18 protein-coding genes are annotated in these 23340 nt (G+C 64.4%); 6 read left to right on the top strand and 12 right to left on the bottom strand.

Going from position 1 to position 23340, the window contains the following annotated elements; translation table 11 throughout:
- Positions 1 to 94: 94 nt before the first annotated feature.
- Positions 95 to 880: a class I SAM-dependent methyltransferase gene (locus M9914_12280; protein ID MCO5174954.1), complete on the top strand. Its 786-nt coding sequence runs from the start codon at positions 95 to 97 to the stop codon at positions 878 to 880.
- A 90-nt stretch (positions 881 to 970) separates the two neighbouring features.
- Here M9914_12280 and M9914_12275 read toward each other — a convergent pair whose 3' ends face one another.
- The 3 genes from M9914_12275 to M9914_12265 are packed head-to-tail and all read right to left on the bottom strand — an operon-like array spanning position 971 to position 4894.
- The gene (locus M9914_12275) at positions 971 to 2185 is read right to left on the bottom strand and encodes an ABC transporter ATP-binding protein (protein ID MCO5174953.1); all 1215 of its coding nucleotides are present in this window, start codon (positions 2183 to 2185) and stop codon (positions 971 to 973) included.
- Entirely contained in the window at positions 2172 to 3830 is a 1659-nt protein-coding gene (locus M9914_12270) for an iron ABC transporter permease (protein MCO5174952.1), read from the bottom strand. The genes M9914_12275 and M9914_12270 overlap by 14 nt, the downstream gene beginning before the upstream one ends.
- Complete coding sequence (locus tag M9914_12265; protein ID MCO5174951.1) at positions 3827 to 4894, bottom strand: ABC transporter substrate-binding protein; 1068 nt, start codon at positions 4892 to 4894, stop codon at positions 3827 to 3829. The genes M9914_12270 and M9914_12265 overlap by 4 nt, the downstream gene beginning before the upstream one ends.
- 173 nt (positions 4895 to 5067) lie before the next feature.
- Between M9914_12265 and M9914_12260 the strand changes: the two genes are divergently transcribed.
- The 5 genes from M9914_12260 (at position 5068) to M9914_12240 (ending at position 8457) form a co-directional block, all read left to right on the top strand.
- Complete coding sequence (locus tag M9914_12260) at positions 5068 to 5781, top strand: DUF433 domain-containing protein (protein ID MCO5174950.1); 714 nt, start codon at positions 5068 to 5070, stop codon at positions 5779 to 5781.
- Positions 5782 to 6198 (top strand): DUF5615 family PIN-like protein, encoded by a 417-nt coding sequence (locus M9914_12255; protein MCO5174949.1) that lies wholly within the window; start codon positions 5782 to 5784, stop codon positions 6196 to 6198.
- 32 nt (positions 6199 to 6230) lie between these two features.
- Positions 6231 to 6626, top strand: a complete 396-nt coding sequence (locus M9914_12250; GenBank protein ID MCO5174948.1) for a nucleotidyltransferase domain-containing protein — start codon at positions 6231 to 6233, stop codon at positions 6624 to 6626.
- 68 nt (positions 6627 to 6694) lie between these two features.
- Positions 6695 to 6841 (top strand): hypothetical protein, encoded by a 147-nt coding sequence (locus tag M9914_12245; GenBank protein MCO5174947.1) that lies wholly within the window; start codon positions 6695 to 6697, stop codon positions 6839 to 6841.
- Between the two features lie 47 nt (positions 6842 to 6888).
- Positions 6889 to 8457: an aldehyde dehydrogenase family protein gene (locus tag M9914_12240; protein MCO5174946.1), complete on the top strand. Its 1569-nt coding sequence runs from the start codon at positions 6889 to 6891 to the stop codon at positions 8455 to 8457.
- 51 nt (positions 8458 to 8508) lie between these two features.
- Here M9914_12240 and M9914_12235 read toward each other — a convergent pair whose 3' ends face one another.
- The 9 genes from M9914_12235 to M9914_12195 all read right to left on the bottom strand — a co-directional run bounded on the left by M9914_12235 (position 8509) and on the right by M9914_12195 (position 23289).
- Complete coding sequence (locus tag M9914_12235; protein MCO5174945.1) at positions 8509 to 9339, bottom strand: isoprenyl transferase; 831 nt, start codon at positions 9337 to 9339, stop codon at positions 8509 to 8511.
- 82 nt (positions 9340 to 9421) lie between these two features.
- Complete coding sequence (locus M9914_12230; GenBank protein ID MCO5174944.1) at positions 9422 to 12511, bottom strand: exopolysaccharide biosynthesis polyprenyl glycosylphosphotransferase; 3090 nt, start codon at positions 12509 to 12511, stop codon at positions 9422 to 9424.
- A gap of 74 nt (positions 12512 to 12585) precedes the next feature.
- Positions 12586 to 13995 carry a hypothetical protein gene (locus tag M9914_12225; GenBank protein MCO5174943.1) on the bottom strand — a complete coding sequence of 470 codons (1410 nt, stop codon included), beginning with the start codon at positions 13993 to 13995 and terminating at the stop codon, positions 12586 to 12588.
- Between the two features lie 80 nt (positions 13996 to 14075).
- On the bottom strand, positions 14076 to 15077 hold the full coding sequence (locus tag M9914_12220) for an O-antigen ligase family protein (protein ID MCO5174942.1): 1002 nt from the start codon (positions 15075 to 15077) through the stop codon (positions 14076 to 14078).
- Between the two features lie 482 nt (positions 15078 to 15559).
- The gene (locus M9914_12215) at positions 15560 to 16756 is read right to left on the bottom strand and encodes a glycosyltransferase family 4 protein (GenBank protein MCO5174941.1); all 1197 of its coding nucleotides are present in this window, start codon (positions 16754 to 16756) and stop codon (positions 15560 to 15562) included.
- Entirely contained in the window at positions 16753 to 17991 is a 1239-nt protein-coding gene (locus tag M9914_12210; GenBank protein MCO5174940.1) for a glycosyltransferase, read from the bottom strand. Before M9914_12210 ends, M9914_12215 begins: the two co-directional genes overlap by 4 nt.
- A gap of 1114 nt (positions 17992 to 19105) precedes the next feature.
- Positions 19106 to 20167, bottom strand: a complete 1062-nt coding sequence (locus tag M9914_12205; protein MCO5174939.1) for a hypothetical protein — start codon at positions 20165 to 20167, stop codon at positions 19106 to 19108.
- 189 nt (positions 20168 to 20356) lie between these two features.
- Entirely contained in the window at positions 20357 to 21721 is a 1365-nt protein-coding gene (locus tag M9914_12200; GenBank protein ID MCO5174938.1) for a polysaccharide pyruvyl transferase family protein, read from the bottom strand.
- 152 nt (positions 21722 to 21873) lie between these two features.
- The gene (locus M9914_12195; GenBank protein MCO5174937.1) at positions 21874 to 23289 is read right to left on the bottom strand and encodes an oligosaccharide flippase family protein; all 1416 of its coding nucleotides are present in this window, start codon (positions 23287 to 23289) and stop codon (positions 21874 to 21876) included.
- Between the last annotated feature and the right edge of the window lie 51 nt (positions 23290 to 23340).

Raw genomic sequence — 23340 nt, 5'->3', positions numbered from 1 at the left:
TCGGTTCCGACATCCTCGCTCCTTCCCGGCCTCGCTGGACCGGATTAAAGGTCTGGTGGAGCATACCGCTGCGGGCCGCCGAGTACCATCGCTCATGGCCCACGACCAACGTCCGAGCGATGCACACGTAGCCGCCAACCGCGCGTACTGGAACCAGCGCGCCCCCGACTGGGTGGCGGCAGGCGAGCGGGCCTGGGTGGCGTCCGAGCCGCGCTGGGGCGTCTGGGGCGTCCCCGAGAGCGACTTGCGCATGCTGCCCGACGACATGACGGGCATGCGCGCCGTGGAACTAGGTTGCGGGACCGGTTACGTGTCGGCCTGGATGGCGCGGCGGGGTGCACGGGTCACGGGCATCGACGTCTCGGAGGAGCAGCTTGCCACGGCGCGGCGACTGGCGGCGGAGCACGGCGTGAGCATCGAGTTCGTGCTCGGCGACGCGGAGCGCACCCCGTTCGCGGACTCCGCGTTCGACTTCGCCATCAGCGAGTACGGCGCCGCCATCTGGTGCGACCCGCATGCGTGGCTGCCAGAGGCGCATAGGCTCCTGAAACCGGGCGGCCGCCTGCGCTTCCTCGGCAACCACCCCTTCACTCCCGCCTTCAGCCCCGAGGACGGCAGCGCCCTCGGCGACCGGCTCGTGCGCCCCTACTTCGGCGCCCGCGTCTTCGACTGGACGGACGTGAGCGTCGACCCCGGCGGGATCGAGTTCAACCTCACGTTCGAGGACTGGATCGGTCTCTTCGGGGACGTCGGTTTCGTGATCGAGGGCTTCAGGGAGCCGCGCCCGAGGGTGGTGACGGGCGAGGAGCGCTTCTTCGTCAGCGACGCCTGGGCGCGCGACTGGCCGAGCGAGCAGGTGTGGTACTTGCGCAAGACGTGAGCGCTTTGCCGAGGCTCGCATGCCGCCGAGCGCCTGCCGTGAGGGCGCGGCGGCGCTCGCCACCGCTGCCCGGACGGCGGGCGCAGGCCGTCACCACAGCCAGCACGCGGCCCCGGCGCCAACGCTGACCGTCGCGGCCGTGCCGGGCGCGAGCGCCTGCCGTGCCTCGTCGCCCGACTCGGAGACGGGCACGTCGGCCAGCCAGGGCTCCGGCACCCCGTCGAGCTCGAGCCAGTACCTGGCGTACGCGCCGAAGTAGCCGCGGGACACGACCTTGGCGGGGCAACGCCAGGAGCCGTCTTCCGTTCCGGCGGCCGCGGCGGGACCGAGTGGCGCCAAACGCACGTGCTCCGGCCGCACCATCGCGACCCCGCGTGCTCCGGCGGACGGCCGCCGCTCGTCGGGAAGACGGACCGCCAGCGGGCTCCCGGCGGCGGTGGTCATGACGCCGCCACCCGTCGCCGCATGACCCCCGTGCGCCGTGGAGAGTGCCCCCGCGCCGCCGGCGGACGCCAGGGGGCGCTGACCGCTCGCGGCAGCGGACACCTCGACGGGCAGCACGTTCGCCTGGCCGACGAACTCCGCGACGAAGCGGTTGGCGGGCCGCCGGTAGATGTCCTCGGGCGCGCCGGCCTGCTGCATGCGCCCCCCGTCGATCACCACGACCTGGTCGGAGAGGGACAGCGCCTCCTCCTGGTCGTGCGTGACGTAGACGGTCGTGATGCCCAACTGCCGCTGCAACGACTTGAGCTCGGCGCGCAGGCGCACGCGCAGCTTGGCGTCCAGGTTGGAGAGGGGCTCGTCCATGAGCAGGACCTGCGGCTCCAGGACGATGACCCGGCCGAGCGCGACGCGCTGCTGCTGCCCGCCGGACAGCTCATGGGGGAAGCGCCCAGCCAGGCCGCGCAGACCGAGGAGCTCCAGCGCGCGCTCGACGCGCTCGGCCCTCGCGCCCTTGGCGAAGCGCTGCATGCGCAGCCCGTACTCGACGTTCGCCCGCACGGTCATGTGCGGGAAGAGCGCGTAGTCCTGGAAGACCATGCCGGTCCCGCGCAGGTTAGGTGGTCGGCCCGTCTGGTCCATCCCGCCGATGACCACGCTGCCCGCGTCGGGCTCGACGAACCCGGCCAACATGCGCAGCACGGTCGTCTTGCCGCTGCCGCTCGGGCCGAGCAGGGTCGTGAAGGTGCCGCGCCCGATGTCGAGCGAGAAGTCGTCCACCGCCACCGCGGCGCCGAAGGCCTTGCGCAGGCCGACGAGCCGGACGTGCGTTCCGGCGAGAGCTCCGGCCTCAGGCGCCGGCATGCGCGCTCTCCGCCAGCGGTTTGAGGGAGCGCCCCGTGAGCAGGTAGAGAAGACCGAGGGAGAGCATGGTCACGGCCACGAGGGCGCTCGCCAACGCGGCCGCGCGCCCCCACCTGCCCTGGTCCGCCAGGTTGAGGATGGCGACGGAGGCGAGCGGCGTGTCGAACGAGACGAGGAAGATGACGGTGCTGAGCGTCCCGACGGCCCGCACGAACGAGAACACGAAGGCGGCCATGAGCGCCTGGCGCACTAGCGGCGCCGTGATCGTCGCCAGGATGCGGAGCTTCGAGGCGCCCAGGTTGGCGGCGCTCTCGTCGAGGCTCGCCTTGAGCTGGTCCATGGCGGCCGCGCAGACCCGGTAGCCGACCGGCAGGTAGGAGATGGCCATGGCGATGACGATGATGCTGGCCGTGCCCGTCAGCCGGAACGTCGGTTGGTTGAACGCGAGGACGAAGGCCACCCCCATCAGCGTGCCCGGGATGGCGGCAGGCAGGAGCGTGGCGAGGTCGAGGCCGCGGCGCAGCGGCACCTTGGCGCGCTGCACGAGGTAGGCCGCTACGGCCGCCACGACCGTGCAGAGGAGCGCCGCCGCGGCGGCGAAGCGAAGGCTGTTGCCGAGCCCGCCGAACTGACCGAGGACGTAGGCGACGTGCTCGAAGGTCAGGCCGAAGTCGACGCCCCAGAGGCGCGTGAAGGCGCCCATGAGCACGACGCCGTGGCTGGCGGCCACGAACAGGGTGACGAGCACGCAGAAGGCGAAGAGCCCCCAGCGCAACGCCGGCGAGACGCTCGGCGCCGGCAGCGACGACCCGCGCCCCCCGACCGTCGCGAAGCGCTCCCTGGTGGCGCCCTGCACCCACTGCTGCGCGGCGAAGAGCAGGACGGCGGGGACCAGGAGCAGCAGCCCGAGGGCCGCGCTCGTCCCGAAGCTCGCCCAGCCGCTGAGCTGCGTGTACACCGCCGTCGCCAGGACCTGGAAGCGGCCGCCGACGAGCATGGGGTTGCCGAAGTCGCCGAGGACCCCTATGGCGATGAACAGCGCGGCCGCCAGCAGACCGGGCGTCGCGAGCGGCAAGGTGACGGTGCGCAGGACCTGGGCGCGGCTAGCGCCCAGCCCGCGGGCGGCCTGCTCCAGACCCGGGTCGATGGCGGCGAAGGCGCCGCGGAGCACGAGGTAGGCGACGGGGAAGAACGAGAGCGTCTGGGCGAGCCAGAGGCCGTGCCAGCCGTAGATGGACGTCTCCAGCCCCAGCAGTTGGTACGTGACCAGCCCGCGCCTGCCCAGGAGAAGGATGAAGGCGAGGCCGGCGACGAACGGCGGCGTGAGCAGCAGGAACAGGGGCACGACGCTGAAGAAGCCCGCGCCCGGCACCCGCGCGCGCGTGACGGCGTAGGCGTAGAGCGTGCCGACCAGCAGCGACGAGACCGTCGAGAGGACGAGCATCGTGAGGGTGTTCAGGCTCGCGCCGCGCCAGCGCGGCGTCGAGAACACCTGGCGCCAGTCGGCGAACGTCGGCTCGAACGCCACCCGCACGAGCGGCCCGACCACGAAGACGAGCAGGAACGCCGCCACCAGGCCGTACGCCAGGAGCAGCCCCCGGTCGTAACGCCACAGCCGGCCCAGCGACCGGATGCCGTACGTCAATGGACCACCTGTTGCCAGCGCAGCAGGACTTCGTCGCGCTGGTCGCCGGCCAACTTGGCGTCGTAGTCGATGAAGTCGAACTCGGCGAAAGTGTTGGCGCCCTCCGGCAGGGCCACCTCGGGGTTGAGGGGCGTGGTGAGCGACTGCGCGGAGAAGGCCGCCTCCGCCTGCGCCGAGAGGACGAAGTCGACGAAGCGCCGCGCGTTGTCCGGGTTCGGGCCCCCCGCGATGATCGAGACGGCGCCGACCTCACCCGCCGTGGCGGGCGGCACGATGGTCGAGACGGGGAAGCCGTCGTGACGGTAGCGCGCGAGCGCGTGCGTGTAGGCGACGCCGATGGCGTACTCGCCGGTGCCGACGAGCTGCGGCGGCGCCCCACCGCTGGCGGGGAACTGGCCGACGAGGGGCGCGAGCGCCTCCAAGTAGGCCCAACCCGCGTCCCACCCGAGGCGCTGGAGCTGCGTCTGGACGAAGAGGTACGCGGTCGAGGACGCCACGGGGTCGGTCATGACGATCTCGCCCTTGAACGCGGGATCGAGGAGGTCGTCCCAGGTGGCGGGGAACGCCTTGCCGGGGTAGAGCCGATGGAAGCGCTCCTCGTTGACGCCGATGCCGAGGGCGGTCAGGTAGAAGCCGGTCCAGTACCCTTCCGGGCTGACGGCGTAAGCGGGCAGCGCCTCGGCGGCCGCCGGCGCGTACTGGGCGAGGGCGCCCGTATCCGCGATGGCGATGTGCTGCGAGCTGGGGCCGCCCAGGAGCACGTCGGCCTGCGGCGCGCCCTTCTCGGCGATCACCCGGCTGACGAGCTCGCCGGTCGCGGCACGCAGGTAGGTGACGTGGATGCCGGTCTCGGCCTCGAACATGTCCGCGAGGAGCTTCACGTCGTCCTCGTTGATCACGGAGTAGACGCGCACCTCGCCTTGGGCGAGGGCGGCACTCAGGAAGCAGGAAGCGACGACGACGAGCGCGCGCGCGATGGCAGAGGCGCGTCGCGCAGGGCGGCGTGAACATGCGCGCGTGGCGGGGTTGTCTGGGTGTCTCGGTTCTCGGGCTACACGCAGCATGGTGGTCCTCCTTGTGCCGCGGACGGCTAGGGCCGGCCTGGTCGGCCGGGCGCACCTGCACGATAGTAAGCCGTTCGGGCGGGCAGGTGGCGTAGGTCGACTGGGTCTTGGCCGCTTGCGTCTGATCTAGCTCGTTAGCCTAGAATCGCTGTGACCGGGGCGGGAGGTGCGACGTGACGCAACATGTCCAAGGCTGGAGTCGAGTGAAGGCCGGCGGAGCGTTCTTCGGTGGCCAGGAGCCGGGTGATGTGCCCCTGTACACGATCGCAGCAGCCGCTCGGTACCTGCGTATACCGGAAAGCACCGCGCGCTGGTGGACGAAGGGCAGGGCCGGTGACGGCTACGAGCCGGTATTGAGAGCCGTCAAGAGTAGCCTACTGAGCTTCAACGATCTCGTGGAGCTTTTCGTCGTCAAGCAGTTACGGAGCTTCCACGGCGTGTCGCTGGACGCGATCAGGCAGGCCGTGGACTACTCGGCCACCGTCCTAGGCGTTGAGAGGGTTCTGCTCTCCCACGACCTCTCTACCTTCGGAAAGTCGGTTCTACTGACGCACCTTGGAGACCTCGTTGCCATCTCCCACAGCGGTCAGATAGCGATGCAGGAGATCGTCCAGGGGTTCATGCCGAGGGTCAGTTGGTCGGAGCGGGAGTTCCCTATCGGTCTGCACCCCACTTTCTTGGGCGAGGAGTCGGTGGACGGCAACTACCCGATCACGCTGTCCCCACTGGTTGCTTTCGGCTCCCCGACACTGTATGGGACGGGCATCAAGACGCGGGTAGTGGTCGCTCGCGTCGATGCCGGCGAAACCTTGGGCCAGGTCGCAGAGGATTACGGCGTAGACCCAACGTATGTAAAGAACGCCATCTTCTTCGAGAACGCGGCATGAATGGCGCGCTACTTCCTAGATGAGAACCTTGGGCGCAGTGTCGAGTCCATATTGCGCAACGCTGGATTTGATGTAGTCACTAGTCGCGGACTGGGGATGATTGGCATGGCCGACATCGAGTGGATCCCTCGGGTGGCAGCTCTCGGCCGCGTGATCATCACGGCAGACTCGAGGATCAGGCTCGTGCCCGCGGAGAAGGCTGCTGTGACCACCGCGGTGGCCAGGCTGATTACGGTCAAGGTAAACAAGGCCGCCACCGTTAGAGACGTCGCCAACAACGTAGTCAATAGTCGAGCGTTACTCGAACGGTTCATCGCTAAGAACGCAGCTCCATGGATCGTCAGTCTGTCGATGCCGAACGAACGAGACTACGCACTTGGCCGACCCGGAAGGCTGAGTCAGAACAAGCTCGGCTAACGGCCCCTTACCGAGGAGGCGCGGCAGCGAGCATGTTCGGTGCCCGCCTCATCGGCATCGTCGCCTACGGCTCATGGGCGCGAGACGAGCTGACCGACCGATCGGACCTCGACGCCCTCATCATCGTCACGAACGGCACCGGGTTGAACCGCGACCTCTATCGCAGATGGGATGAAGCCCCGTTGGTTTGGAACGGTCTCTGTATCGAACCGCACTTCGCCCACCTTCCTGACGCTGATGCTCCGGTCGCCGGGTTCTGGGCCGAGGTCGCGATCCATGGGATAGTCCTGTTCGAGCGTTCTTACGCTGTGTCACGCCGGCTCGTGGAGATCCGCCGGCGCTTGTCCGGAGGCGAGCTCACCCGGCGTTGCTGCGCGCAGTCGGCATCGAGCCACCGCGGATACACGATGTCTCGCCAGTGTTGCTGAGCGAACGCTCACGCCTGCCCCAGGCACTCGCGCTGCATATGGATGAGCTGGCCGAGATCTCGCGCTAGTTGCGACGCGACCTTGAACTGGCTTTCTACGGCGCCGAGGACCTCACCCCGTCGGACTTCTACGCAGAAACGGACGCCGAACGCGCCCTTACGAGCGCGACACGTGTCGTGGACCTGGTGGCGCGCCATGTCGAGGCCGTCTCGTAGCGAACCGTAAGTCAAGACCCCAGCCGACCCCGTGTTGTAATTGCCCCATGAGCAAGAGCAAGGTTTACCCGCACCTCTACGCCGGCCGCGAGGTCGTCGGCGAGAGGACCTTCGAGAGCCGCAACTCGAGCGACACGAGCGACGTGCTCGGCGTCTTCTACGAGGCCACCAAGGAGCAGGTCCAGGGGGCGGCCAGGGCCGCCCGCGCGGCCGCCAAGGCGTGGGCCAAGACGCCCGCCCCCGTCCGCGGGCAGGTCATCGGGCTCGTCGGTCAGGCCATCGAGCGCGAGAAGGAGCCCCTCGCCCGGCTCATCACGCGCGAGATGGGCAAGACGCTCAAGGAGGCCCGCGGCGACGTCCAGGAGGCCATCGACACCTGCTACTTCTTCCAGAGCGAGGGCAGGCGCCTCTACGGCCAGACGGTCCCGAGCGAGATGCCGCGCAAGGACCTCATGACGTACCGCCGGCCGCTCGGCGTGGTCGGCATCGTCACGGCCGGTAACTTCCCCGTGGCCGTGCCGAGCTGGAAGATCATCCCCGCCCTCGTGACGGGCAACACGATCGTCTGGAAGCCGTCCGAGGACGTGCCGGCATGCTCCTACGCCTTCGCCAAGATCCTCCTCGGCGCCGGGCTGCCGGCCGGCGTGTTCAACGTCGTGTTCGGCGGCGGCAAGGACGCGGCCGGGCAGTACGTGATCGAGCTAATGGACGACGGCCTCGTCGACAAGCTCGCCTTCACGGGCTCGAGCGCCGTCGGCCGCTACGTCGGCGAGGTGGCGGGCCGCAACCTCCAGCACCCGACGCTGGAGCTGGGCGGCAAGAACCCGCTCGTCGTCATGCGCGACGCGGACCTCGACAACGCCGTGCAGGGCGCCGTCTTCTCGGCGTTCGCCACGGGCGGGCAGCGCTGCACGAGCGCTGGCAACGTCATCGTCGACGCGCCCGTCTACGACGAGTTCAAGAAGCGTTACCTGGCCGCCGTCGAGAAGATCCGCATCGGCGACCCGCTGAAGACCGAGGACGTCCTCTACGGCCCGTTCATCAACGAGCGCTTCTTCAGGCGCTGGGAGCAGCAGTACGCGTGGGGCGAGGCGGACGGCGCCACGCTCCTCTACGGCAAGGGGCGCATCACGGACGACTCGAGGCCTTCGGGGTTCGTCGGCGACCCGAACGCGGGCTTCTACGGCTGGCCGACCGTGTGGGAGGGCGTGAAGCCCGGCATGCGGCTCTTCCAGGAGGAGATCTTCGGGCCCACCATCAACCTCGTGAAGGTCGACGGCATCGAAGAGGCCATCACCACGGCCAACGCCGTCGCCTACGGGCTCTCGAGCAGCATCTATACGAACAACCGCGAGTGGGCCTACGCCTTCAAGGACGAGATCCAGGCCGGCATGACGAGCATCAACAACACGACGAACGGCGCCGAGGCGCACATGCCGTTCGGCGGCGTGAAGGCGAGCGGCAACGGCACGCGCGAGAGCGGCATCTGGGTCCTCGACAGCTACACGTACTGGCACGGCGTCAACGACGACATCTCGGGCAAGCTCCAGCTCGCGCAGATGGATACCGCGTACGTCGAGCCGCAGGCGGCCGTGAGCGTGGCCGAGCTGTTCTGAACCGACCGATCCGCGAAGCCGAACGAGCCGGTCGCTACGACTTCGACCGGCTCACTTCCCGAACCGCCGCTCGCGCGCCTGGAACGACCGGACGGCGCGCAGGAAGTCGACCTTGCGGAACTCCGGCCAGTTGGCGTCGCAGAAGTAGAACTCGCTGTACGCCGTCTGCCAGAGGAGGAAGCCCGAGAGGCGCACCTCGCCCGAGGTGCGGATCACGAAGTCCGGGTCCGGCAGGCCGGCGGTGTAGAGGTGGCGGGTGATCTGCTCGGCGCTCAGGCCGGCGGCCAGCTCGCTCAACGTCGCGCCCTCGGCCGCCCGCTCCTCGGCGAGGCGCTTCACGGCGTCGACGATCTCCTCCCGGCCCCCGTAGCCGAGGGCCACGTTGAGGTGCATGCCGTCGTAGTCGCGCGTGGCGTCCTCCATGGCGGCGAGGGCGGCCTTGACCTCGTCCGGGAAGTCGGCGATGTCGCCGATGATGCGGACCTTCACGCGGTTCGCATGCAGACGCTCGTCGTTCAGCAGGCTCTTCGCCTGCTCCGCGAAGAGGCGGTGCAGGTGCCCGACCTCCTCGGCCGACCTCGAGCGGTTCTCGGTGCTGAAGCCCCAGAGGGTCACGTGCGGGATGCCGAGCTCGAGGCACCAGTCGAGCACCTCTCTGGCCTTGGTGGCGCCGTAGTCGTGCCCGGCCTTGACGTCGAGGCCCGCGGCCTTCGCGAAGCGGCGGTTGCCGTCCATGATGATGCCGATGTGGCGTGGCAAGTGTCCGGCCGCCTTGACGGCGCGCGTCAGGCGCCGCTCGTACAGCCAGTAGAGCGGCTTCGAGGCGGCCGAGACGATGCCGAACGCACGCAACGCACCGTTGGCTACTGGCTTGGCAGGCACGGCGTACTTTACCGCGGGCGCGGCTCGCCTCGAGCCGGCATGGGCGCAGGGCCATGAGCCGCGGTGGGCTCAGGCTCTCGTGTCACTTCCCCGCTCTGTCGAGCATGGCCGCCGGGGTGCGCAGGAGGATGTCGACGTCCCACCACACCGACCAGTTGCGCACGTAGTGCGCCTCCATGGCCTGGCGCTCGGCGAAGCTTACGTCGTTGCGCGCCTCCGTCTGCCAGTAGCCCGTCATGCCGGGGCGGGCCAGGAAGATGATGTCCTGCTCGCCGCCCATCTCCTTGCGCTCGCGCTCCATGTACGGGCGAGGGCCTACGAGGCTCATCTGGCCGCGCATGACGTTGAGGAGCTGGGGCAGCTCGTCGAGGGACACGCGCCGCAGCACGCGTCCGACGCGCGTGACGCGGGGGTCGTTCTCGAGCTTGTGGAAGTGCTCGTACTCCTCGCGCAGCTCCGGGTGCTCGCTCAGGAGCGTCTGGAGCCGCTCGTCGGCATCTACGTGCATGGTGCGGAACTTGACGCAGGCGAACGCCTTGCCGTAACGGCCGATGCGCGGCGAAAGGTAGAGGGCCGGGCCGCGTGAATCCAGGCGGATGAGGACGGCGACGACGAGCAGAGGCAGGCCAAGCACGAGCAGGAGGAGGCTGGCGCCAAGGAAGTCGGTTATGCGCTTCACGGCGCGGTTAGTGCCCGACGCGAGTTGGTTGCGGACCTCGAGCCCCAGGGTGGCGCCCAGGGGCGTGGCTACCACGGAGTTGGTGGGCAGCCCACGTAGATCGGGCAGGAACTGTACGTACTTGAGGCGGTTGCCGGGTTGGAGGAGGACTCGGTCGAAGGCCGCGGAGCTGGCTGCGGTTGGGCCGATGATCGCGTGACGGACTTCGTTCGTGTCGATATACTTCCATGCCTCCTCGAGGGTCCCGGAGACGGCTACGGTGGCATCGGGCCAGCTTCCACGCTCGCCGAACACGGCTATGGGATGTAGGCCGATGTCCGGGTGCGCCAGCAGATGACGCGTCACTTGCCCCGTGGCCGGCTCCGTGCCGATGACCACGACCGGCCTTCCCCAGAGCCTCAGCCGCTGGAGGGCCTTCTGCGCCGCGAAACGGATCACGGGCGCCAGCGCCGTGGCGGCCGGCACGGCGACGAAGAACACGGGCGCCGTGAGGCCGAACACGTCCGGCAGGAGCAGGGCGATGAAGCCGACGGCTACGGCGGCCGCGAACGCCGCCCGCACCGAGCGGCTCAACTGCCGGTAGGAGGGGAGCCCGTAACCGGGGTAGAGCCCGGCCGCGGCGGCGACCGCGGGCCACGCGAGCGTGGCGTAGACGAGCGGTAGGCGCCAGCCGACCGCGAGGGACATGCCGGGGTCGAAGTGCCCGGCGACGTACATGCCGAGCGAGAGGGCGCCCGCCCCCGCGACCGCGTCCGCCAGCGCCAGTCCGAGCCGCACGGCCGTGGCGCTGCCGACCCCCGTCTCCGCCTCGGCCACCTCGCGCCGGCCGACGGCGCGCCAGCCGAGCACGGCGGCCAGTGGGTAGATGACGGCGCCGGAGAGGAGGGTGGCGTCGAAGAGGTTGAGGATGAGGACGCCCAAGAGGACGGCCGCCGCGGGCTGGTCGCGCTGTTGCACGGCGCGCAGCGCGAGGAGGGCGAAGAGGCCGACGAGGCCGAGCAGGCCGATGAGCCCGCGGTCGACCCAGACTGCGAGGAACGAGTTGTGGGCGTGGGCGGCGACCGGCCGGAGCAGCGTCTCGTCAGGATGCAGGGTCGTGACGGCCAGCGGGAACCCCCCGGGCCCCCAGCCGAGGAGCGGCTTGGCGCTCACCGCCTCCAGCGCGTCGCGCCAGATGGGCAGGCGCGAGGTGCGCAGGTCCGTGACCCCCCGCGCGGCCGGCCCGGGTCGGTACGGCAGCAACGCGTACGAGCTCACCAGCTGCAACTCGGCGAACGAGGTCGTCACGCCCGTGCCGCTCGAACGGTCCGGCACGACGCCGACGTACCAGGTGAGCGGCCGTTCGCCTTCGAAACGGAAGGTGACGGCGGTGCGGACCCAGCCTCCGTCCAGCTCCAGGGCGCTCGAGGAGATCACGGTGATGGGGCCCGTCGCCGTGGTGCGGTGGACCTCGTTCTCCAGGACGGTGCCGAGGTTGGCCGCCGTCTGTCCGACCGCTTCCCGGCCCCACCCGTCGAACCCGGGGCGGGCCCCTTCCGGCGCATGGATGGCGGCGCTGAGCGTGTAGGTCTCTCCGGGCAGCAACGTGACCACCTGCTGCAGGCGGGACCACGACTCGGTGGAGGTCTTGCGGACGTCGAACGCCGTCCTCGGCGTTCCCGCCACGGTGACGGCACGCGTCGTGAACGCGACGCCAAGGGTCACCCACCAGTCGCCCTTGGCCAGCTCCGTGCCTCGGAACTCGTTGACGGCGTCCTTCTGCGGAGCGAAGTCCGTGAGCAGGCCGGTGGTGCCCAGCCCCAGCCTGGCAGGCACTCCGAAGGCGAAGAGCAGCATGACCGCGATGAGCAGCCGTTCGGCGGCACGCGTGAGGGTCGTGCCGCGCCTGACGACGAACTGGAGGCCGAGCGCGATCGCCAGCCAAGCCCAGACGGCCTCGCCGGCCCCCGACACGATCACCCCCACGGCGCCGATACCGAGCGAGATGACCCGCAGTTGCGGGGACGGGACCACGATGGCGAGGAGCGCCGAGAGCACGAGGATGGCGTGCCCGAAGATGGCCGGGTGGACGTTCCAGGCGATGGCGTCGAGGAAGGTCTGAGCCAAGTCGAAGCGGAACGCGCTGATCTGCCTCAGCCCGAACACCAGCGTGATGACGAGGCCGACGACGAGGCCGGCGCCTATGTCCTCCGACACCGTGACGCTGCGCGCGTTGCGCCTGAACTCCGTCGCGGACCGGAAGATGAGCCAGACCGCCAGCACTTGCGTGCTGGCGAGGGCGCCTTCCAAGGGATGACCCGTGAGCAGGTACGGTGCCCCTAGCAGGAGTCCGGCCAGCCACCACCAGGTGTCCGCCCGCTGCACCTGCAAACGGCCCGCGAAGATCGCGGCGATGGCGATGAACGGACCTACGGCCGGCACCGCCGCGAAGCTGACGCCGGCCAGGAACGCCGCGCCTCGCTGCATACGGCTGGTGCTATGCAAGGCGGCCATCTGGTGGAGTCTACAACCTTGTCGCAGTCGGGTCCGGGTCGGCTCGGAGTACAGTCTCACCCTGAGCCACAACGCTAATGTGTGGCACCAAGGCGCTTACGCATACGCCGAGCGACGGCGACACTGCCGGGGAAATGCACCTTCAGGAAGCGCTTCAGCCTTCTAGTGACTCCACCTCTCGGGGGGTGTTCTTGGGTCATGACGCGGAAATCTACATTGGCGAACCAATTCACGAGCTTAGTTCTTGCTTGCAGAAGGTTGCTGTCAGTGATGCAGGGCTCGACTCGTCGCTTGGCATCTCGCTGGATGTCTTGCCACATGAACACCCCATTGTCACCCAACTCGAAACGTCGTATAGAAAATGCAGTGATGATGCGCTCGACTGCTTCATTGGCCGCCACCGGCATGCCCCAGTGAGAGGGTTCTTCGCCAAGCACTACTAGACCTGCTGCGGTGCGCAGGCATTTCTCACATACGCCACAGTTCTCACCCGCTTGGCTAGCAGCAGAGTAGCAAACGCGTAGCTGGAGCGGCGCAATTGCGTGACGATTGTTGTCATCGACACAGAGGGCCAGTTTCTGCTGGCGCGACAATTCAAATGCATCATGATGTACCCGAGTTCCGGTCCAAGCAATCTTGTTGTCGATAGTAGGATGCGAACCCCATGGTGCGTCGAAGTCGGCGGTATGAGATGAGGCTATGAGCACTTCCTGGATTCGGTGCAGTGCTGCCAAGGGTGCGGCCAACCCTGTCAAGCCGAGTCCGTGCTGCGCTAGACCCCACCAGTTGGAGATTGGAGCGTTGGCGTTGTCGAGATAGTCGGCATTTAGGAATTCTCGTAGGTTCGACTTTACGAAGGCTACATCATGTCCGAACTGCTTAGCATAATCTGCTATACTAGTATGAACAGTAGACCACTTCTTATCCTCATCTAGTCGAATATCTGCTCCCCATACTGACATCAGTATCTGCCGGGAATCGCGATGTCGGATCGAGGTGCAGACCGAATCTAGACCGCCACTGAAGAGCACGATTTTGTGAACAGCGGATTCCGTGAGCTGTGACCACAGTCCGCGAGAATTGTCTTCGGCCTGCCCCGGTGGCTTTGCTAACGTCGAGCCATTACTAACTTGTTGGTGATGTTGTGCAATGACACTGCCCCGCCAATTGACTGTTGGATACATCTTCTCAAAAACTTGCCTCACATTATTGAGAGCATGTAGCGCCGCCTCGTCAATTTCATCCACAGTGAAGGTTAGTCCCGATAGCCACACAACTGGAGCGATATTGAATAGGGCGGGGATCAGGAGGGTGGTCTGCGGGACTTCGTGCAAGGCGACCGATTCGGGATACTCCACAAAAAACGGCGCAATGACGTACTTGGGATGTAACCTTTTACTAATTTTAACTATGAGGCGATTGCGATCTATAACAACTTCTTCAAAGAGATTGATCTGTTCGGTAACCCGCGGTAAGGCGACCATAGAAGGTAGTCTACCCTTAGACCAGCGGTGACCACTTCAAGTCCAAAGCTGATCCTGAATCTGTGACTACGGAAAGCATATTAACTGCCGGCTGGAAGCCGAGGTTCATCGGTTGCCGGTAGCAGGCCGCCAAGCGATAAACCGAGCAATGCGAGAACATGGGGGTCGATGAGTGTGTAATCGAAACTGTTGAGTATGAGTAGAGTCGTCAACACAGCTAGAGCGCTTCCTAGGTCGTGGTGCCAGCTGCGTCTGAAGGCCAAGACAAGCGTTCCCAGCAAGGCTAGTAGTCCAGGCAGGCCGTAGGCCGCAGCGAAGGCGAGAAAGAGGTTATGCGGGTGATCGACGGCTGGGACACCCTGTGACTCTTTGATCGTCTTCCAGCGTTCCACGAAGCCGCTCTCCCCCCAACCGTGCAATGGTCGTTCGGAGACGAGGTCAAGCGAGAAGCGCCAGATCTCGCTGCGGCTCACACTGTTGCCGTCGCGCAGGAGGTCGCCGATGGAGGTGAGTCGGCCGATGCCGCCGATGATGAAGGCCAGTGCGGTCACGAGCACAAGAGCGAAGACCGCCACGGTGTGGCGTCGCCGGAGGCGCCCGATGGCATACACGAGGACAGCTGTGAGTAACGCGAGGAGGGACGTGCGGCTCCCGGTCATCAATATGGTGCCGGTGGCGAACGCGACTGGCAGCAGGGCGGATCCGAACGAGCCAGCGCTGACGAGTGCCACGATGGCGGCGAAGGCGAAGACGTGCCCAGCCGTGTTGGGGTGCGTGAACCATAGGCGCACGCGTTCTGACGCTGGTCGTTGCTCCAAGGTTACGGTGTCTGCCGTGAGCCTTAGGTTCCTTATTTCCAAGCTCGAGCCCGGCTCCAGGCGGGCGATTATGGCTAGCCGCGTCGCCTGAGTAGAACTGGCCACGGTGAACTCCATCGAATGCTGAGTCCAGTCTTTTGTTGGCGCCACCTCAAACACAGGTGTGGGGCTGACACCACGCCCCGGGTTGAGCGTTATCTCGGCCGTAGTGCGCGAGATGCTGTCCAGCAAGTCTGTGGCCCTCAGTTCTACGTCGAAGCGCATGGTACTTACTCCCGCTGGAAGGGTCCAGTACTGGCCGTAGCTCCTAGCCGATGCATCAGCCGTGAGGACTGTGACGCCCTGCAACCACGCTAGAGGTCTACCCACGGTGTTCGAGTCGGTGGAGTACGAGTACCATCCTCGGTGATCGGCGAACCGCTCAGCGACACTTGCCACTAGTCCGATAGAAAGTGCCAGGGTTAAGCCAAGTGACAGAGTTGGCCGTGGTGGACGCGCCCCTGCGGCAAAGAAGATGACGCCGCTCAATGAAAAACCGGCCAACCACAACCAGTCGTTGCTCATGACACGGGTGGCCGATAGCAAGAGAAGCGGTGACCAAGCGAGCAGTGCTCCGCGTACTGTAGCTGCAAGGCGGCCACCCTGGTCCGCCCTTGGCTTCATGAACATCAATGACGTCGCAAGCGGCGGCCATAACAACGCCGACATGACCGCGAGGGACCGCCCGTCCAATCTGCGCACGGCCTTCAGGTGCCACCGCTCGTAAGCGCCTGCAATTCGGCCTCTAACGCTTCGAAGACGTGCTCTCGGATGCGGTGCTCTCGTATGAAGCTGCGACCTCGAACGCCGGTGGCCACGGCGTCATCGCGCCGAGTCATGACGGAGCGTAGGCTGGCTGCTAGCTTGGCCGGATCACCTGGGGTCACGACGTAGGCGAGGTTACGCTGGCCGATCATATCCGCTAACTCGCCCTCCGCCGCGTGAACTACAGGGCGCGCCGTAGCTAGGTACTCCCACACTTTGGCGGGTTGCACACTACGCATTGTAGGATTGCGTCTTATGTGCGAGATTAAAATATCACAATTGGAGTAGATGTCCAGTAGCTTTTCAGTCGGTTGATAAGGCAGGAAGCTCACGTTGGAAAGGCTATTGGCGCGCTTGACGAGGGCCTCCCGTTCTGGGCCGTCACCAACGAGCAGGAAGTCCGTCTCGGGCATTAGGCGGGCTGTGTCTATGACGACTTCAAGTTCCTGATTGAACCCGAAGAGGCCTACATAAGCGGCCAGGGGGCGCTTACTGGTGTCGGCGAAGGGCGTCGGCAATTTGGAGAGTGAATCGAAGAGCTCGGTTGCAACCCCGTTTGCTATGACCTTGTTGCGATGCTTCAAGGGCAGGAAATACTCCAATTGTCTCTCGGTTGTTGTTGTTATTAGGTGAGCACGACGCGCTGTGAATCGCATCAAAGACCCGAGCGCGAGGTCGGTACCAAGCGTTCGCTTACCGGCCGCACGCGGATACAGCCAGATTAGGTCGCGGATGTCCCAAGCGAATGGGCGACCCCTGATAAGCGAGGCGAGGTGAGCCGTCTGACCGAGGAACATATAGGGGCTGGAGGCGAATATGACATCGAACGGCTCGCGCAACAGAAAGCCCAGCGCTTTGATCGCAAAGAGCGACTCGGAGGCGAGTCGCAGCTTTAGGTTGGCCTTTGGGACCAGCCAAGGCTGCAAGCGTACGATGCGCACCTGAGCCTCGTATTCATGCCTTGGAGTGGGCCCAGAATAGCCGGGATAGACTTCGTTCTGGGGATGATGGGGCAAGAGAGTGAGGACGGTGACCTCCCAGCCGCGCGTTGCGAGGAAGCGCGCCAACGCTGTGATTCGCTTAGCGCCGGCGTTTGACTCTGGCCAGTAGTTGGGTGCCAAGAGCACCACTTTGCTCATAGCTTCCCCCCCTTCTCGGACTTGATCCGTGCCAGCAACTCAGCCGCGCTCCGCTTAGCGCTGAACTCCGCTTGCACTCGCGCCTGGGCGCGAGTGCCCATCTCCGCGCGTGCGGTAGGGTCGGCGTGCAACTCGCGAATAGCTGCCGCCAAGGCAGCCGCGTCGGCGGGGGGCACCAGGCGTCCGGTATCCGTAGTGACGAGTTCAGGGATACCTCCCGTACGGGTAGAGACTACAGGGATACCGAAACTCATCGCCTCCATGAGAGACACGGGTATCCCTTCGTGCCGGCCATCGCCCAGGTCCAGGCTTGGAAGCACTACCGCGTCGACGTCTCCCCTTCCGTACATGGCAAGAAGTTTGTCATGTGGCACAACGCCTAGGAAATCTATCACTTTCTTGACTCGTAGTTGGTCGGCCAGTTGCGCCAGTTCCGCGGCCAACGGACCAGTCCCTGCGACGAGAAGTCTCACCGCTACACCGTCGGCCATCAACCTGGCCACCGCTTCGAAAAGGTAACGATGTCCCTTGAGTCCGATGAGGTTGGCAGCGCATAAGAGCGTGAACTCGGCATTGTTTGGGCGCTGGGCGGCACGCGGCTGTTCGTCGACCCCCAGATGGGTGACGATGACATGTGCATTAGGCGCCAAGTGCTTGTCGGCTAGCGCTACACCACTATCCGAGATGAAGCGCACGAACGTAGCGCTATCGGTCTTCTCGCGGAGAAGGTTGTTTTCGACGATGTCCCAGCGGTGAGCCGTAAGACTCCACGGTATCCCTGTATAGCGGTGAGCAACTAGACCCATGGTTCCAACTGTGGCTGCCCAATGGCAATGAAGGTGTGTAACCCCACGATCCCGCATTAGTTTGGTGATCCAGAACGCTTTGGGTAAGACGCAGACGTTCCGTAAGAACACTCCCAGGCTGCGTGAATGGAGCACCACGCTTGCCGCGCGCCAAACAGCGATGGGATGTGCGAGGAACAGCCGGAGCGCCGTACTCACGACCTCTAGCGACAACAGGGGTTGCCTGACGGCAACAGTCTCGAACGGTTTGGCGTCGTCGTGAATAACCGTGGTTGGGGAGCGCGGTACTACGTAGAGCGTCTGCACCCGAGTGCCAAGCTCTCGTACCTCTGGCACCAGAAAGGCCTCTCCTCGCCCGAATGGGAACTGTTGTGTTAGGACGAGCAGCTTCACCTCATCGGATGCCACGCGTGCGGTTCCTTGGTTCACGACCGGCTCCGTTGGATAAGTTTCAGGTAAAGCTCTTCATACGACCGCGCCATTGCGCCTATCGTGAACCGCTCGTTCGCAGTAGCAGCTGCCGACGTGCCTAGCCGGCGTGCTTGCGCTCCGTCGGTGGCGACATCGACCATCGTATTCGCTAGGGACTCTATATCGCCAGGTGTCACGAGCAGCCCGTCGCAGCCGTTGGTAATTAGCTCTGGCACCCCACCTACTCTCGGCGCGATGGTAGGTAGCCCGGCTGCCATAGCCTCCATGACAGACAGCGGGTTGCCCTCAACGAGAGAGGCGGACACGAAGATATCCGAGCCCGAGAGCAGGCGAGGAATATCTGCTCTCGACCCTAGGAGCGTTACGTGCGTTGTGAGCCCTTCCGTAGTGATCTGCTGTTCCAGGGCTGCGCGTTGGGTACCCTCCCCTACGAGCATGAGCCTAGTGTTGCGCGGAATATAGCCTCGGGCTCGTGCAAATGCCGTTATCAGGCCAGCATGGTTCTTGCTAGGGTGAAGGTTCGCGACGCTTATGAGTACGAGAGTGTCCTCTCCGATACTGAATTCGTTACGCATGGCGGCGCGTTCTACCTCTGAGCGCGCGTAAAGCGTCACAGGGATGCCGTTTGGGATGATGGGGGCTTCGCGCCCATAGACCTCCGATATGGTTGCACGTACTTCTTCGGCTATGGCGACGGGCGTGGCACCAAGCCGCAACGCTACATTCTGCAGGACCCGGCCAAACCGACCCGCCTCGCGTGTGGCGACGCTGTGAACGGTGTGCACGCGCACGGGACGCCGGTCACTCACCTGACTCCATAACTGGTAGGAGAGGGTCCGAAGATGCGTATGTACTACGTCGAGATGTAATTCACGCACAGTGCGTGCTAAGTCACGAGCGGTGCGCAAGTCTAGCCCCTTGCGCTTATGCAGGTGAATAACGGTCACGCCTGCCTCAGCAAGCGTTGCCTCTAGAACGGACCCGACCGGAGGGTATAGGGAAAGCAAAAAGGGTTCGAAGTCCTCGCGGTTCAGTTCCCGTGCCAAGTTGACGGCCATTGTCTCGGCCCCGCCCACGGATAGATTCGGCAAGACTTGCAGAACACGCTTCTTCACGAATTCAGCCGCCAACTCTTGGCATCGGTGGTGCATATCCCTGCCAAAGCCCACCACCAGTCAGCAACGCGTGGCATGGTAAAGGCTGGACTCCCAAGCGATGTTGCGAGCAGGGTAACTAGCCAAATAAGGATTAGTGAGCCGATCACCGGATTCCGGATCGCGGCCGAGGATATACTGAGGAGGGCCAAGAGGCAGATAATCGCTCCAATCATGCCGCCTAGGAAGAGGCAGACCACATATGCAGAGTCTCCCAGGAAAACGTTTGGAAGACTAAAAAAGCCCCAGCCGATGAGGGGGCGCTCTGTAATAGCGTCGATTGTGGGAAGAAGTAGTCCGGACGAGCCGAACCGAGTAGCGTAGACGTCGAGCGAACTCAGCCGTTCCAACTGGTAACGCAGCGAGCCGGCTGCTACCGGGCTCAAACGGATGGCAGTCGCCACCGTCGGTAGAGCAACGAGTGTTACCAGAACTGCCAAAGCGATCACTTTGAGGCGAGCGCGCCAAGGCGCAAATAGGATTAGCGCGCTGCACATGGCAGCGAAGCCAGCTATGAACGTACTCGAGAGAGTAAGCACGCCGGCTGCGAATGCAGCTAGTACACCGGTGAAGAGGAGAATCCGTGAGTGTCGTACATCCGACCCAGTGTTTCGGGTCGTGAGCCAAAGTCCGGTACCGATGGTCAGGAGGTAGTAAACCGCGGCATAGGAGGGCGCTTCGAACACCCCGACGGCCCTCGACATCCTCCCGTACTCGACGAGTTGATTGGCTATTGCTGCGCGCGACCCGCTCGAGAAGTAGTCGACAGTCAGGCCTACTGCCGGAGTGAAGTTGAGGGCCTGCATGACTCCTAATAATCCGATCGGTATGGCAAGATAGACGAACCAAGCGAGTCCCTTCAGCACAGACTTTCGTTCGCTCCCTAGGCGCGAGAAGAGCCACGCGACCAAGATCGGGCGCAGGAAGCCCAGAGCGAGACTGGGTGCGAAGACCCCCTCATCCGGAGCGGACCAAGATAGGAGGCTGCTAAGTGCTGCCAGTAGCCAGAAGCCAGCCATGACGATAACAAGTGGCGTTATACGCACTCTACGAATCGCTAAGACCAAGAGGGCAGGTACCCACAGTAACTCTATCCTCACTGCTAGTCCGCTCACTGACAGGTAGGGGAAGACAAGCGTTAGAACGAGTAAGCCGATGGCTAAATCCGAGACCCTAGGTGCTCGCCGTGCCGAACGTATCGCCATGACCTACGGGCTTAACCTTTCGCTTCCAAGGAGGTCGACGACTTGACGCGCGGTCTCGGCTTCGTCCTTGGCAATAGGTGGAATACGCTTGCTCAGGTAGCCGGCGTACGCTTCTCGCTCGCCATAAGCGGCAAGGACTCGTTGCCAAAGGTCTTCTCGATCAAGCGCACCGATGTCTAGAACGTATTGTTCCAGCCCAAGCATCTGCATGATTCCTCGCGTCTTGAATCCATGATAGGCGATGGCTACTGCTGGCGTTCCGGCGGCGAGGGCGAGGATGACTGAGTGAAAGCGGGTACCGATGAGCAGGGTTGCCCTTCCATATAGATTCATCAATTGGCCGGCAGTAAAGTCATCATGCAAGTAATGGACACGGTTCTGCTCTCCGAGCTGGGCTTTGAGCTGGTCTTGCGCTGTCAGGTCGTTCTCGAGACCAGTCGGCCCGATTACCTGCGGAACCACCACGACGTCAGTCTCGAGCTCAGTGACTACTTGGCGAACGACGTGCGCAATCGCACTAAGGTATGCCTCATACAAGGCATTGCGCCGGCCTGGAACGTCGAAAGGGAAGGCCCACTGACGGACGGTAAGAGCCACGAAGCGCTCAGGCAACTTCGCAGTGACACGCTCCGGCAGCGGCGCACTCTCGATTGCGAAAGCCGTGTCCCACACGAGTTTCAGTCTGGTATGATGGGCGGTTGGTAGGAGAGCGCGAACGTACTCGACGCTCGTCGGCTCGCGGAGATATACGAAGCGCATGCGTTTGAGGACTCGACTCAATAGCTTGCGGTGATTAGCACCAATGACGGGGCCGATTGACTGGCCGTAAATTCCCGTCGGAATCGAGAGACGTTGGGCCAGTAGAAGCGGATACAAGTTGGAGAATAGCCCGACTAGTGAGAGGGGCGAGCCGTTAGAGGCGAAGATATGCCCACCTTTGCTGGCCACAACGCCAGCCCCGTGGAAGCGTTCCAGGGTACGGCGCTGCGGCTCGGACAGCAAGCGAGCAATGAGGCGGCTGCGTGGTAGCGCGAGTAGCAGCGTTGCTATCAGGAGTTGGAGAGCCCGACGCAGGGCCTTGGTCGCGACACCCCCCGACGGTACCGTCAAATTGACCGGCAGGAGGGAGGCGTATACGCCTCCTGGGTAGGCATTCTTCGTGTGCCTGTAATGGTAGCCCATCTCGGAATTTGGGCCCGAGAAGTTTGATATCAGGCTAAGTTCGAGGCGGTGCCCTTCCGCCTCCGCGGCTCTTGACATCGAGCGACTGAAACCCTCTACGATGGCGGCATCGCCCTTGTTGTCGTCGGACCAGCCATTGACTAGGAGCACGGATACGGTGTTCTGGGGGGAATGTTGGTCGTTCATGGCTCCCTATCGGCCTTTCTTTAGCCTGTGGCGCTCCACCGCTCAACTCATAGCTATGGCGCGAGACAGTTGGGCGTGGATTAAAGCCTACCTGGTCGGGGCGCTTCCCTGCATGCGTCGCTCCTTGCCCTATACGGGCGGGTCGCGCAGTCTTAAGGACCAGTAGCCAGTCTGTCTCCGCCCTTGCTGGCTAGTAGCAGCGCTATAGAGTGGATCGACAGCCAGATTGCCGAGTAGATTACGGTGACCACGTCGTTCCATGGTGGCAACAAGAACAGCGCTGCTGCTAGGGGTACGGCAAAGGGGAGTGCAGTCACCACGTGGCGTAGAAGCCGTGCACGCAGTATGCCGCGGTTGATGCCAGCGGTGCCAGCTAGCCACTCGAGCATCGCTACTTGAGCTAGGGCGCTCAAGGTGGCCAAGGCCGCGATGGCAATGACTGGATCGGTGACATGCGCGAAGATAATCAGAGATACGGATCGGAGGATCAGTAGCCCGGCATTGAAATACAGGCCGGCATCCTGCCGCTCTAGGGTTGTGAATAGAGGAGCCAAGGGGGCCATGATGACGGTAAGTAGGGCCCACGGGGCCAACCATTGCATGTAGACTCCGGCCTCCCGCCACTCGGGTCCGAACACGAGGGAGGTCATAGCCGGGCTAGCAATGACTAGCACGAAGCCGAAGGGCACCATAAGCTTGGCCGTTCTAACTACGGCTGGCATCACGGCTGCGGCAAGGCGCCTATCTCTTACGGCGCTCGTCGTGAGCGCAAGGTAGACCTGGCTGATAGCGTTCCCGACCGTGCGTGTCGGTGTTTGAAGCGCTCGGAGGCCAAGAGAGTAGTAGCCGGCGACCGCCGGACCGAAGAAGGCAGCGATAAGGGCCATAGGGATGCTCAGGGTCGCAGCTGAGAAGAGTGCCGACCACGTTGAGTAGACCGGGAAGCGGCGATATCGTCGAGCTGCTGCCAGCATGCCGCGTGGTGAGACGAAGCTGACCTGGAAGCCGTTCTCGGCACGCAGAAGCCGGAACAGGGCAGCGATACCGACGAACTGACCGAGAACTTGACCAAGTATCAGACCGGCAGGACCAAGGCCTAGGGCTCCGAATGCGACCTGTAGAAGAGCGACTCCGAGGGCCTGCCAGATGCTCGTCTTGGCAATCACGTCGAATCTGTTCAGTCTAATTGCCCAGACGCTTAGAGCTTTGTATGCCCCGAGCGAGAGGACGCTCATGGGTATCAGGAACCCGATCGGTTTAAGCGCGGCCCACTCCGAGGAGTCAGATAGCCGGAACAGGAGCGCTTGGGCGCTGAGGAGAACGAGAAGAGCTATTACCAGCAATGCGGTAAGCGAGAGCGCAACAGTATTACAGACTTCTTGACCATCTTCGGCGATCGCAATGGCCTGGTCGTAACGAAGGCTTGCAACGACGGCGACGAGCGCCATCACGGAACCGAAGAGCGCGAAGGTGCCGAACTCGCTTGCCGAGAATAGGCGCGTCAGTAGAGGTGAACTTAGGAGCGTTATCAGTTGCGCGAACGCTGTGCCTGCCGCAAGCTTGCTCACGGCACCACGGTTATCTAAGAGCGAGCGTACTCGCGCATGGGCTCGCGATGT

Source organism: Trueperaceae bacterium (assembly GCA_023954415.1).
GTDB lineage: Bacteria > Deinococcota > Deinococci > Deinococcales > Trueperaceae > JAAYYF01.
Note: the sequence above shows the minus strand (reverse complement) of the source record. Positions and strands in the feature narration are given on the sequence as shown.